General features: G+C 39.4%; 11 protein-coding genes. 6 read left to right on the top strand and 5 right to left on the bottom strand.

The genetic code is table 11. The features are described 5' to 3' along the window. Positions 1-861 (top strand): TIGR03899 family protein (locus tag BCU91_RS03470; RefSeq protein WP_241904027.1); only part of this gene is annotated, 861 nt, incomplete at its 5' end. A gap of 22 nt (positions 862-883) precedes the next feature. Here BCU91_RS03470 and BCU91_RS03465 read toward each other — a convergent pair. After that, positions 884-1,528, bottom strand: a complete 645-nt coding sequence (locus tag BCU91_RS03465; RefSeq protein ID WP_102520170.1) for a hypothetical protein — start codon at positions 1,526-1,528, stop codon at positions 884-886. 422 nt (positions 1,529-1,950) lie between these two features. Between BCU91_RS03465 and BCU91_RS03460 the strand changes: the two genes are divergently transcribed. Further along, positions 1,951-2,373 carry an organic hydroperoxide resistance protein gene (locus tag BCU91_RS03460; protein ID WP_102436154.1) on the top strand — a complete coding sequence of 141 codons (423 nt, stop codon included), beginning with the start codon at positions 1,951-1,953 and terminating at the stop codon, positions 2,371-2,373. Between the two features lie 97 nt (positions 2,374-2,470). Here BCU91_RS03460 and BCU91_RS03455 read toward each other — a convergent pair whose 3' ends face one another. Next, positions 2,471-2,995, bottom strand: coding sequence for a DUF3087 domain-containing protein (locus tag BCU91_RS03455; protein WP_102436152.1), 525 nt, complete (start codon positions 2,993-2,995; stop codon positions 2,471-2,473). 439 nt (positions 2,996-3,434) lie between these two features. Between BCU91_RS03455 and egtB the strand changes: the two genes are divergently transcribed. The 4 genes from egtB (at position 3,435) to BCU91_RS03435 (ending at position 7,242) form a co-directional block, all read left to right on the top strand. Continuing rightward, the gene (gene egtB, locus BCU91_RS03450; RefSeq protein ID WP_102530905.1) at positions 3,435-4,700 is read left to right on the top strand and encodes an ergothioneine biosynthesis protein EgtB; all 1,266 of its coding nucleotides are present in this window, start codon (positions 3,435-3,437) and stop codon (positions 4,698-4,700) included. Then, a complete protein-coding gene (locus tag BCU91_RS03445; protein WP_241901044.1) occupies positions 4,697-5,686 on the top strand; it encodes an L-histidine N(alpha)-methyltransferase in 990 nt (329 codons plus the stop codon). The genes egtB and BCU91_RS03445 overlap by 4 nt, the downstream gene beginning before the upstream one ends. Positions 5,687-5,810: 124 nt before the next feature. Then, positions 5,811-6,191, top strand: a complete 381-nt coding sequence (locus BCU91_RS03440; protein WP_102436146.1) for a nuclear transport factor 2 family protein — start codon at positions 5,811-5,813, stop codon at positions 6,189-6,191. Between the two features lie 124 nt (positions 6,192-6,315). After that, on the top strand, positions 6,316-7,242 hold the full coding sequence (locus tag BCU91_RS03435) for a LysR family transcriptional regulator (RefSeq protein WP_102530904.1): 927 nt from the start codon (positions 6,316-6,318) through the stop codon (positions 7,240-7,242). A gap of 112 nt (positions 7,243-7,354) precedes the next feature. Here the strand turns inward: BCU91_RS03435 and BCU91_RS03430 are convergent, their stop codons facing one another. From BCU91_RS03430 to BCU91_RS03420, 3 genes are all read right to left on the bottom strand, one after another. Beyond that, positions 7,355-8,338 (bottom strand): MDR family oxidoreductase, encoded by a 984-nt coding sequence (locus BCU91_RS03430; RefSeq protein WP_102530903.1) that lies wholly within the window; start codon positions 8,336-8,338, stop codon positions 7,355-7,357. Positions 8,339-8,661: 323 nt separating this feature from the next. Then, the gene (locus tag BCU91_RS03425; RefSeq protein WP_157936259.1) at positions 8,662-11,757 is read right to left on the bottom strand and encodes a DEAD/DEAH box helicase family protein; all 3,096 of its coding nucleotides are present in this window, start codon (positions 11,755-11,757) and stop codon (positions 8,662-8,664) included. Then, on the bottom strand, positions 11,720-12,313 hold the full coding sequence (locus BCU91_RS03420; protein WP_102520175.1) for a class I SAM-dependent methyltransferase: 594 nt from the start codon (positions 12,311-12,313) through the stop codon (positions 11,720-11,722). Before BCU91_RS03420 ends, BCU91_RS03425 begins: the two co-directional genes overlap by 38 nt. Between the last annotated feature and the right edge of the window lie 730 nt (positions 12,314-13,043).

The raw sequence follows: 13,043 nt of genomic DNA, 5'->3' as shown, positions 1-13,043 counted from the left end.
TCAACTAAGGCCTCAACTAAAGCTTCGACTAAGCCGCTAAACTCAGCACAGGCAAACGACAACGGCGCTAAGGTTTCAGCAAGTAAAAAAGCGCTTTTGCTGGGTAAAGTACTGGGATTAGCCAGTGAAGAAGATTATCGCCCTTCCAGTGCATCCATTGCTGAGCGAGCTGAGTTTCGACTACGAAAACTACACTCTCAGCATCAGCTTAATCTGGAAACCATCTTTAAATTGGCTCTCACTTATACGCCTACAGATGTGACAGGAGAAGATTTAGACCCTGATTGGAGTTACCAGTTTTTTCAAATGGCTGAGCAAATTAATAGCCGCAGAATGCAAGATTTATGGGCACGCATTTTAGCCAGTGAAATAGTTAAACCGGGTAATTTTAGCCTAAGAACATTGGCAACCCTTAAACAACTGACCCAAAGAGAAGCCCATATTCTTGAAAAAGCCTTGGGAATGTCAGTAAAACTTAATCACGAAAGCCGTTATAAACTGCTCAGTGGCTACCGTATACATGGCGGTATCAAACAATATTTTAGAAAATCGACTCTGATGAATTTCGGGCTATCGAAATATGGTTTGCCCTATTCGAGTATATTGACCTTAATTGATGCGGGAATACTTCACAGCAGTGAATTTGAAACTGGCACCTTAGACAAAGGCGTTAAAATTCAATTAAATATGATAGACAACAAAATAGCTATTGAGCCTAATAGCAATAACTTACTATTCAGTTATTACCGTTTTACCCCCATTGGAGATGAACTCAGCCAATTGGTTCATCCTAAGGTTGATAGTGCTTTTGTAAAGGATTTAACCGCACTACTTAGCAGAGACTTTAAGGTAGAAAGTTAATAGCAGCTATATAGATGCGAGACTATTTAAAGTCTTTAGTTGAGGCGACTGTGGCTTGAACATCCGCTTGCGTCTCACCATGCTCATAAAGAGAAGAATGCTGAGCTTTATGCATCGAAAATAAAAATTGTCTGAGGGTTTCTCTTGAGTCTTCTCCGACAATAATTGTTGCTGCAATAACGCCATTGTCTGAGCGAACTTTTTTATATTCAATATCAAAACTAATTTCATGGGTAAGCACCAAGGTGCCACGCCTAGGTTGGCTTGACTCGATAATCTGCGGTGCATCTAAAGTGACGCCAGTGCTTGAAAGCGACAACACATCAATGGCTAAATTTGTATCAAAATCAATAATTCTGACATTATCTAACTCTTTCATGCGCCAGCTTCTATCTGCACCTCGGGTATCCACGACTTCAGGGATCCCCAGTTGAGACACAAATTGGCCCAGTTCATCCATTTTTAAAGAGAAAGGAAACCATAAACGGTAGTGACCAATTTCAGCTAGTAACGTCATCTGAGTTTTCCCTAACAGGCTGGCTAAAGCCTCGGGCATTTCAGTGGTCACAGCAACGGAATCAGTATCACTTTTACTAACAATAGGAGACTGCTTGGCAAAAAGTTCACTGAAACAGGCTAACTCTTCTTTGGTTAATGTTGAAGTCATTGTCAATCCTCCCTGATGTTTATACTTTAAGATAGCCTAAAAACATTAACACGCAAGCTACATTTATTCAAACATGTAGAAATGTTCAGTTTTAATAAAAACCAATAAAATTATAGGCTTTCAACATTTACCCTATACCTAGAAAGAGTTAGCCACCTACTTGAAACCAGCTCGTGATTCAACGACTTTCGAATCAATTATCTCAAGCATACTCAAGTCATCCACCCACTGTGAGTAAATCTAGCGCCAGCTATTTAGCGCCATATCATTTTCAAAATAATCTTGGGAAAAATAAATAAACCACAATTAGGTTGCGCGCAATATAATTGTGGTTTATTGTTACTCCTAGTTAAGTTGCGCACAACCTAAATTCAAGTGTGCGTATCAAGATAATGATTTTAATTATGTAATTTGGAGTAATAATGGACATCATTTATTCAGCATCAGCAAAAACTACCGGCGGTCGTGATGGACGCTCAGTATCTTCAGACAACAAACTTTCTGTTGAGTTAAGCACGCCAAAAGAATTAGGTGGCGCAGGCGGAGAAGGAACCAACCCTGAACAACTTTTTGCTGCTGGTTATTCAGCCTGTTTTATTGGCGCGATGAAATTTGTTGCGGCCCAAGATAAGAAAATACTCAGTGCTGATTTGTCAGTAGAAGCAACCGTGGGCATTGGCGCAAATACCCAAGGCGCTGGGTTTGCCATTGAGGTGGCACTTCGCATTGATTTACCAGCAATGGATAAAGTAGCAGCGCAAGCCTTAATCGAAAAAGCTCATCAAGTTTGCCCTTATTCCAATGCAACTCGCGGTAACATTCGCGTTGAGCTGTCACTGGTTTAAGCATAAACAGCTGTTGAGACTATTGCTCTAAACACTGATCAAAAAGCCCCCAAATTACTCATTTATAGCGTAATTAGGGGCTTTTTGTTTAAATGATTTAGAACTTTTCGAGTAAATTTTCAGAGAAGTCCGCTGTCGTTATTTCAAGGTTTAAATCGGCAAGTTTTGATTCGATAGCACTGATATCAGCTTGAAGTGTGGCCAGTGTCAGGGTGTTATTGTCTAACTCAAACACTTGCTTTTGAGTCGTCAAATAAAACAATAAAACCGTTAACGCATCTGGATCATTGTCCCTAGCGGCCAGTTTGATTTTAGCCAGTTTGCGATAAATTCGATTATGCAGTTGTTTTAACTTCCATACCCAGTAAATCTCTTTTAGGTATTCATGCTTCTTATAAAAGTTCATTACTAAGCTGCAGGTGAGTACCGCGAGGATAACGCCTAACAAGTTTAGGTGAAAGTGCCCAGTAGATTCACCACTGGCCACCGTTTTATTACCAAAAAATTCAATTAGCACGGTACCAAAACCGAGAGATAATAGGGTTAAACTCGCCACTAATGACACTAGAACCACATTCAAACGTTGACGATATAGCGCCTTATCAACCTTCATTAACTGCATGCAACAACCTTAAAAAAATATGATGACTTATTTTACACTGAATAAGATCGCAAAGTAGCCATTGCTAAGGCTATTTTAATTAGGGAGTAAACCTTTGTCGTGTTAGTAGCAAAACTTCAGCCTTAGTTTTTAATGTGCACGCGTCAACAGCCTATAGCCAATATTTTCAGATTTAACTTAACCACTTAGTAAAATGCTACCTAGATGATTTTATGATAAAAAACTTTCATCTTGGTTTATTTTGACTAGGCTTAACATTAGTAGTTATTTTAACCAATTAGAAAAAATTAAAAACAACCAGCTCAGTTGATAAGTCTTAAAAGACACATAAAAGCCAAAAGATGAATTATAGATGCCTATTGCTGTTGCCTGTCATCAGCTTGAAAGAAATTATTGTCATAGTGCTTCTAAGTATATCGTTGCAGAAAGGGATTTATAGATGGATATCAAGGGGAGCTTAGAGTGTAACCAGTTAATTAAACGCTATATTGCCACCAGAGCCGCCACAACCGAAATATGCGCCCCGTTAGAAATAGAAGATCTGTGTATTCAGCCCTGCGCCGACGTCAGTCCACCTAAATGGCATTTGGGACATACTACTTGGTTTTTTGAAGAGCTAATATTACGCCAGTTTGTTGCAGGTTATCAGCGCTTTGATGAGCATTTTAGCTTAATTTTTAACTCTTACTATAAATCAGCAGGCCTGCATTGGACCCAAAAAGATCGCGGTAACTTGTCTAGGCCTACGGTAGCGCAAATAGCCCAATACCGTCAGCAAATTGATGAGCTAATTCTAAGCTTACTCAATGCTGGGATATCAGAAGAAATTGCTACCATTATTGAAATTGGTATTCATCATGAGCAGCAGCATCAAGAGCTTCTGTATATGGACATTAAGTATATTCTGCATTGCAATCCCAGCAGTCCTCGCTACAGCAAAACACCGTTAATGAGCGCACAAGCGGTCACTGGCTCATGGCACACTTATACTCAGCAACTGGTGGAAATTGGTCATTGTGGCGAAGGCTACGCATTTGATAATGAATCACCGCCTCATAAAACTTACCTGACAGATTTCTCAATCTCTGACACTCTTATCACTAATGGTGAGTATTTAGCGTTTATTGAGTCAGCAGGCTATCAAACGCCAAAATACTGGTTAAGCATGGGCTGGGATTGGCTTAACGAGAACGGTATTACATCGCCTTTGTATTGGCGAAATCTCGATGGAAAATGGTTTGAATACACCCTTCATGGCCTAACACCTTTAGACTTAAATGCACCTGTGGTTCATGTCAGTTATTTTGAGGCCAACGCCTTTGCCAATTGGCGCCAATGCCGTTTACCCACAGAGCAAGAGTTAGAGCATTATTTACGCAGTAGCGACAATCAAGCCTTAATCTCAGCCCAAGGCCTGCCACCAGCAAGTTATCATCAACCTCAGTTACACCCCATCAATGCAGGTGATACTTCAGGTCAAGTCTGGTGTTGGAGCCAAAGCCATTATTCAGCCTACCCCGGCTATAAGCCCTTTGAAGGCAAGTTAGAAGAATACAATGGCAAGTTTATGTGTAATCAGTTTGTGCTTAGAGGCGGCTGTATTGCCACACCGCCACATCACTATCGACATAGTTATAGAAATTTTTATCAACCACACCAGCAATGGATGTTTTCAGGGATCAGATTAGCAAAGGATATCGTGTGAAGATTTCTAAAATTGATTATAAAAGTGACAATATTGACGCAATAAATAAAGAGCAATTTGCGATTGATGTATTAACTGGCCTTAGCGCTAGCCCAAAAACCTTACAAGCTAAATACTTCTACGACGATACTGGCAGTAAGATTTTTCAGCAAATTACCCAACATGAAGATTACTACCCCACTCGCACTGAGTTTGAAATTTTAAACACCATCAAACATGAACTGGCGGAGCTTATAGGTGAACAGGAAATTGATATTATCGAACTCGGAGCAGGCGACGGTCATAAAAGCCAATTAATCATTGATGGGTTCGTGGATCACAACTGTAAAGTCAATTACTACCCCATCGACATTTCAGAAGAAGCCATGCTGATGTTAGAAGACAACATTTGCGATCACCCTAATGTTGAATGTCACGGCATAGTAGCGGAATACTTTGAAGGCTTAAGGCTGGTGAGAGAAAAATCGACCAACAAACAACTGGTATTGTTTTTAGGCTCCAATATTGGCAATTTTGATCGAGTTCAAAACCAAGGCTTTTTACGTCGTTTGTGGATGAGCATGAATGCTGGCGACTATGCACTGGTGGGTTTTGACCTAAAAAAAGATGTCGATATACTGACCCGAGCTTATAACGACTCCAGTGGACTCACCAAAGACTTTAACCTGAATTTATTAACGCGGATCAACAACGAGCTTGGGGCTAACTTTGTAGTGGATAATTTTCAGCACTTTGGCATTTACAGCCCCCTTCTGGGCGCTATGGAAAGCTACGTCATCGCCTCAAAGCCACAAAATGTCTATATTTCGGCGCTAAAAAGACAATTTCATTTCGACGCCTTTGAACCGATTCATTTAGAGTACTCCTTTAAGTTTCTCAAAAGTGATATTGACTTTATTAGCCAACATACCGGTTTTGAGGTCATTAAACACTTTTCAGATGAGCGCGACTATTTCATTGATTCATTGTGGCAAGTTAACAAGTAACCACCCTATTTTAATACTATGACGTCATCTTGCGATAACAACCGCGGCAAACTAGGCTTTGGCAGTGGCGATTTAATACCTTGCATGAAAGAGACTTAAAACCATTCAAACTCAGGAGCGAACTATGGCCCAAGATCTTCAAGCCAATAAACACAATGCTATCGCATTTTACCGCTGCGCTTATTTAGGCGACCCTGTTAAGGCCGTTGAAAAATATGTTGGCGCAGAATACATTCAACACAATCCGATTGTGGCAGATGGTAAACAGGCTTTCATCGATTACTTCATTGAGATGGCTGAATATAAAGGAAAAACAATTGAGTTTGTCAGGGCCATAGCAGAAGATGATTTAGTGGCGCTGCATACCCATCAAGTGTGGCCTGGTAACGATCAGTATGTCACCATGGATTTCTTTCGATTTGATGACCAAGGCAAGATAGTCGAACATTGGGACTCTATTCAACAAATACCCGCTGAATCAAAACATAGTAATACAATGTATTAAGCCGTCATTAGGCGTAAATTAAGCTATTTCTTGCTTATCTATAGAAGTCTTTCAAAACCAGTAAATCATTAACGTGATAGCTTAACCATCAAACCTAAATCGACTAATAATTGCTAATAATCTTATGAAACTTGAAGAAATTTACCGACAAGACCTTAGTTTACTTATCGCCTTACAAATCTTAGTCGAAGAGTGCAGTGTTACAAAAGCAGCAAAACGGCTGCACTTGAGTCAATCTGCCACCAGTCGAATCTTAAGTCGCTTGCGGGAAATGCTCAACGACCCTCTCTTTTCACGGGTCGGCCAACAATTAGTACCAACCCAATATGCTCTAGATTGCTATCAACAGCTGCAAGGCCCTACAGGTCAATTACTACAACTGCTTACCCCCAGTGAATTTATTGCCAAAGAATGCCAACAAAAATTCACCATAGCTACCACTGACTTTGCCGCACAAGGTCTGCTGCCACTGGTGTTACCTAAGCTCTATCAACTAGCACCCAATATTGGCATTGAGGTCATTCCGGTGCAGCATCAATACCTTCAATCGCAACTAAGTTTACAAGGCGCTGACATGGCAATTTGCCGCGCCATAGATCAAACAGAGCAATTACAACAAACAAGGTTAGGTTTAGTGGGCGTTAGCTGTTTAGTATCCAATCACCACCCTGTGGCAAATAAAGCCCTATCACTAGAAGATTACCTACGCTTTCCCCACGCTACCATTGCCATTAGTGATGGTGTTAAAGCCATTGTCGACTCATCTATCGCGCAATTCCCACAACGTAAAGAGTTATTAAGGGCGCCAAACTTAGACAGTGCACTGGCACTGCTTGAGCTGCATCCATTAATTATTACCTTGCCAGAAGGTATGGCTGAAATCGCCGCAGCCAAACACGGTTTAATTGTAAAGCCACTGCCGTTTGCAATAGCGCCACTAAACTACAATTTATTTTGGCATGCACGCTGTGAATTAGATAAAGGTCAGCGCTGGCTAAGGGATAAAATAGTCGACTTAATTAAGCCTTTGCTTATCAGTAACAGGCAATAATGAGCACTAAAAAAAGACACAAAAAAGCGGCTATTAAAGCCGCTTTACGATTTTTTAAATAAATGCTTGAGCTAAAAAATTAATCTTTAATGAATAGCTTCAAGCTAATAAATTATTGGCAATTAACTAATACCCGCCCCGTCACCTTACCTTTAACAATCTGCTGTGCAAATTCTGGTACTTGTTCAAGAGCAACAGTTTGACAGGCTTGCTGGTAAAAACTCTCTGGCAACAAGGCAATAACTTGCTCCCATGCCTTCACGCGTTTTTCGAACGGGCAAGCAACAGAATCAACACCCAACAAGTTAACTCCACGTAAAATAAACGGCATAACAGTGGTTGGTAAGGCAAAGCCACCTGCTAAACCACAAATAGCGGCACTACCACCATAATTGATTTGGGTTAACGCGGTAGCCAACACTTGATTACCGACGGTATCAACCACCCCAGCCCAGCGCTGTTTATCTAAAGGGCGACCCGCTTGTTCAAACTCGCTGCGGTCGATAACATCACTAGCGCCAAGCTGTTTAAGTAGCTCACCATTAGACTCAACACGGCCAGAACTTGCCACAACGCTATAGCCAAGCGCTGACAGTAACGTCACAGCAACAGAGCCAACACCGCCACTGGCACCCGTTACTAGCACTTCACCTTGTTCAGGTGTAACACCAGCCTGCTGTAATGCTTGCACACACAACATCGCAGTTAACCCTGCAGTGCCAACCATCATAGCTTTAGCAGCATCAGCATTTTGAGGCATAGGTACTAACCAATCAGCTTTAACACGAGCCTTCTGGGCCATACCGCCCCAATGGTTTTCACCAACGCCCCAACCCGTTAGGATTACCTCATCACCAGCTTTATAACGCGGATCTGCAGACTCACTCACCACACCCGCAAAATCAATCCCAGGCACCATAGGAAACTGACGAATAATTTTGCCTAACCCAGTAACAGCTAAGCCATCTTTGTAATTTAGCGATGAATAACTTACATCAACTAACACTTCACCTTCAGGAAGATCAGCAACAGTTAATTGGCGAACCTCAGCTTGGGTCTGCTTATCATTTTGGGTTAATACAAGTGCGTTAAACATGGTGGCGCTCCTTACATTTTAGATAAAATTATCATAGTGTAAAAACCACCATGAATACACTGCAAACTTTGCATGCCACACATGCACAGGAGTCATACACAAAGGCCGGTGTTGAGATGGGCATGTTTGCTGATAGCTGTTAGCTGATCACATATCATTTGCGAGCAAAATAAACCATCAAATGAGTATAGGTGCAATTCAGCGTTAGTGAGGGAGGAGGAGAAATAAAGAAAATTGTAGCCTTAAAATGCCCTCAAATTAAAGCCTCATAGATATAAAACCACTCTGCTTTTATCTTGTTAAATATAACAAAACAGGCAAGTTTAATTCTTAATAACTCCTTTAAAACGCGCGAAAGTATTCATTTGTTCGGACGCATTAAGGGGATGATAGTCTTTATTATTTGCGATCAATGTGTATTTACCTTGTGATTGCTTAATTACTTTTCTAAGTAAATACTGCGGTTCCCCTATATCATCTAGTAACTCAATTGCTAGGATTTGATTTGAGATTGAGCCAGCACTAACTGGCGTGATCCATTCAAATAGCAATAGGTCACCATCAAGTATGGGGGATTTCCCACCATTCATTGAGTTACCTGATGCTTTTGCAATGAAGTGTTTATCTGGGTTATTTGTTCCGTATTCTGTGGGGATTTGTATAAAACTTACCTTATCAGCCGTACTGGTTTTAAAGTGACCGCAAGCAATTTTAAGATCTTCAAAAAACGGTAATGAAACTAGGTTTTGATTGTCGAGTTCTGCCTCAAGATTTGGCAGGTTTAAAGTAGCGATATCTTCTTTGGTGATTGTCATATCAAGCTTATTGTAATAATGGCTAAGATCCTCCCGCATTTGAGTGGTAATCGCGCTCAAATCTGATTGTTTGAGTTTGTCCCATAACACGGTATCAAATGCGATCAAATTCAACTCTTGGCACTGATAAAAGAAACGCTTACGTTCGAATTTTTCAAATGGATTGATAAGAATATTACGCTTGATATACGCCGAATCCAATAAATTTTCACTGATATTAAGTGGGTTACCGCCTTTCTCTGCTTTACCATATTTACTCAATAAAGATTCATAGAAACCTGCATATAAACCAGCAACTACATCTAAATCCAATTCGCCTTGTTTATTACAGTGGTTCGCCATGACAATAAGCAAAATAATTTTGTATGAGAAAGTATAATCACGTTTTTCAATAAACTCGATAAAGTCAGCCTTTCGAGTATCCTGTGTTCTAAGTGGAATATTTTTGGTGATTCTTATTTTTTCTAGCTGTTCGAAGCTAAAGTAATTAAGATTTTTACTACCAAATGGAATCGTTTTATCGGCAACCAAATCACCTTTTTTCATCCAAGCTTTTACTGTACCTGTTGAAATAAATAGCTCTCTAGCTAGCTGCTCTTCATTTAGTAGGTCTCTAAACTCTTTTTCAAAATTAAAGATATTAATCGGTTCGATTCTTCGCTCCGACTCCCATAATCCATCTAAAATAATTAATTCATTCTGAGATGTCCCTTGAACATCTTTTACCAGATCACCAAAAGGTTGATAGTGACTCAAATTAAATAAGCCATGTAATGACCAAGGTGTAATAGCTGCTCCATAACTATCAACCACATCAATTACATATAGCGCTTCTTTGCCTGGATAATTTCGTGTTCCTCGTCCTAATTGCTGGGTATAAAGTACTTTCGACATTGTTGGCCTAGCCATAACAAGAATACTGGTTTGAGGCGAATCCCAGCCTTCGTTTATTAAATCGCAAGCACATAGCATTTGAACCTCCCCCCTATGATATAAATCTAGGCCAGTACGTTCCTTACCACTTACCGAAGCCGCTTTTATACCTGATTGATTTAATAGCTTGGCCATTCTTTGGGTGTGTTTAATATCGACACAAAACACTATGCCCTGCTGTGTGCTGATAAATTGTGCTTGTTGATTAAAAAAGTATTTAAGTAAAACATCTGCAATCAGTTGGTCACGCGAAGGGATGATCACAGTTTTCTGTAAATCGGTTTTAACGAATTCTTTGCCGTTAAATCTTACATTCGAAAAATCAATATTTGATTCTAATCTGAAAGCTCGAATTTGCGGCACTAACTTTTTCAAAATAGCTTGTTCTAAGGTCATCTCAACTTCGTAATGACCAAAAATATCGCTCAGAGAGCGCTTATCAAGACGCTCATCCGTAGCAGTTAAGCCCAAAAGACTCTTAGGAGAAAAGTAATATAAAACTTGGCGTAAACCATCTGCAGCAGCTCTGTGCGCTTCATCAATAAGAATATAATCGAAATGGTTTCTAGCGAGTTTACGATAATGCCGTAATACATAGGCACTAGTTTGCACTGTAATATCGAGTTGTGAATTGTTAAGTAACTCACCAACCCTTATCTCTGGAATTTGTGCCTCTAACCTTTTAATTAGCTGCATTTTTAGCGCAACTGTCGGCACAACAGCTAACACTTGTTTGGCATTGGATTGCTGTAATTGCTGCCTAACATCTTCAATAAACACTTCTGTTTTACCCGAACCAGTAGGCAGTACTACTAAAAATCTATTCTGGCCTGCTTTTCTTTTTTCAATTAGGGTGTTTACAGCATCCTGTTGATGGGCATATAAACTAAAATCAACGGAACGTTCAGCTCTATATAATGGAGATTTTAAGAAATGTTCAGATTGGCCAAAATAATCTTTCATTTGGTCTTCAAATTTAAAAGAATCACTCATGCCCCTATCTGACCAGCGATATACAAGGTAACCATCATTTACTAATGAGTTTTGTTTAAATAGTTGCGATCGATATTGCTTCTGAGAGACTATCCGAGATAAGGGATGATGATAGGTTTCACCATTTAGCTCTATCGCTATAGGTGATGTTTTACGATGCAAAATGTAATCAATAAATCGCTTATGTCCTTGCCTATCAATATAAGGAGCTTCCGCTTGCAAAGCATGTATAGATGCTGGCCCAAACACACTCTCAAATATTTCTGCAAACTTAAATTCGGGGGGAGTAGGATCGATATGTTGTTCCTCACGATTCGAGCCAAACTTTTTTAGTTCTATGCTCTCAATTTCGGAGGATAAAAAGTGGCTTATATCATCAATTAACTGCTGTATTTCAAGTGCACAAAAACGGAGTAACCCTTGATAATGGTGCATCAGCTGATTCTGATAGCTAGTGTAATCAACATAATGAAAATCAGAAGGTTGAAGGGAATATAATGAATTATCGACCAAAATTGCTGAAGGCTGATTCCGCAAATTAGAATCATTATTGCCGATAAAAGTATATAAGCGGCCAACATCAACCACATTTTCTAACTTATACCCAAAACTAGCTAAAACCTGATCAACTGCAATCCCATCAAGCCCCATTGCGATCGCCTTTAATAAGAATTGCATTAAGCCACTTTTCATCCTGTCGGTCAGGCCGAGCATCATCAGTGATCCAACTTTTTACAACATTAAAATCACTTCCATCTATGAAATCGTTAAGCCTTTTTTCATCTGCATTCGTGAAATAACGCCCGCCTCTCTCTACATCACTAACACCATACTTAAAAGAACAATAAAGATAACCACCATCCCTTAAACTTCTAGATAAATTAGCGAATGAAGCTGGCAGTAAATTACTAGCTACATGTAATAAAGAGGCGCAAGCCCAAATACCATCAGCCAATGATGAAGCTTTAAAACAATCAAAAGTGTTTAGTTCAACATCAATCCCCGTTAGTTCAGATGCTTTTAGCACTAAACTCTCACTTGCATCAAATGCACTCACTTCGAAGCCTTGCTTTAAAAAATACAAGCTATCTCGTCCGCTTCCGCAGCCAGCATCAATAATATGCCCATTCGGCTTTAATAGAGGAATGAAGATTTCGTACAAAAGGGATAAATCTACATTGACGGTATCATTATAAAATGATTCAGCATTAATGTTATAAAAGTTATTTATCATAGGCTTGGATTGTATAAGCAATTTTCAACAGACTACCATAAGCAGCAAGATATATTGTATTTCTGCATCAAGCAACTTAACTCATAGCAAATATTAATTAAGAAAGGTAATTGAAATTGAAGGCTGACACGTTAATCGAATAAATGTTTAAACTAACTTATTGATGTTGGACTTTGAACGTTAAATAGCAATCAACATATCACTTTTGTTAATATTCAAAAATAATTAAATTGATTAAAAGCCAGAAAAGACAAAGGCCTAGCATTTCTGCTAGGCCTTCTAAATTTGGCAGGGGTAGCAAGACTCGAACTCGCAACCATCGGTTTTGGAGACCGTTTAAAGACCAAATGTTGTTAATCGACACCAAGCAATAAACTTCGATACAAAACAAAATAAGCAGAACAAACAATAAGTTACGACAAGTAAAACTAGTGAGCGTTCAAAACCAACTTAACCCTATTTAAGGCTATTTACGAGGCTTCATGTCACATTTTGGTCACCACTGTCAGTATAATATTTATACTGGCATTTACTCATAACAGGAAAATAGTTACTCAAAAAACGAAGACAAATAAGGTAGCGATCTGCACGATTTTAGCCATAATTTTTAATTTAACCTTATAAGGAACAGGCCACTCATTTATATTTAATTTACATCTAACTTGTACATTTAATTATAAAACCCCCATATCAAAACTAATACTACAGATAAAAACATCCAGTAAACTGC

The sequence above is a fragment of the Shewanella sp. 10N.286.52.B9 genome, assembly GCF_002873635.1.
Lineage (GTDB): Bacteria > Pseudomonadota > Gammaproteobacteria > Enterobacterales > Shewanellaceae > Shewanella.
The sequence above is the reverse complement of the archived record's forward strand: the minus strand, read 5'-3'. Positions and strand labels throughout refer to the sequence as shown.

Bases quoted from the DNA above. Each gene is read 5' to 3' on its own strand.
- BCU91_RS03440 (WP_102436146.1), top strand. From the start codon at position 5,811: ATGGCCCAAGATCTTCAAGCCAATAAACACAATGCTATCGCATTTTAC.
- BCU91_RS03465 (WP_102520170.1), bottom strand. From the start codon at position 1,528: ATGACTTCAACATTAACCAAAGAAGAGTTAGCCTGTTTCAGTGAACTT.
- BCU91_RS03420 (WP_102520175.1), bottom strand. From the start codon at position 12,313: ATGATAAATAACTTTTATAACATTAATGCTGAATCATTTTATAATGAT.
- BCU91_RS03460 (WP_102436154.1), top strand. From the start codon at position 1,951: ATGGACATCATTTATTCAGCATCAGCAAAAACTACCGGCGGTCGTGAT.
- egtB (WP_102530905.1), top strand. From the start codon at position 3,435: ATGGATATCAAGGGGAGCTTAGAGTGTAACCAGTTAATTAAACGCTAT.
- BCU91_RS03455 (WP_102436152.1), bottom strand. From the start codon at position 2,995: ATGCAGTTAATGAAGGTTGATAAGGCGCTATATCGTCAACGTTTGAAT.
- BCU91_RS03435 (WP_102530904.1), top strand. From the start codon at position 6,316: ATGAAACTTGAAGAAATTTACCGACAAGACCTTAGTTTACTTATCGCC.
- BCU91_RS03430 (WP_102530903.1), bottom strand. From the start codon at position 8,338: ATGTTTAACGCACTTGTATTAACCCAAAATGATAAGCAGACCCAAGCT.
- BCU91_RS03425 (WP_157936259.1), bottom strand. From the start codon at position 11,757: ATGCAATTCTTATTAAAGGCGATCGCAATGGGGCTTGATGGGATTGCA.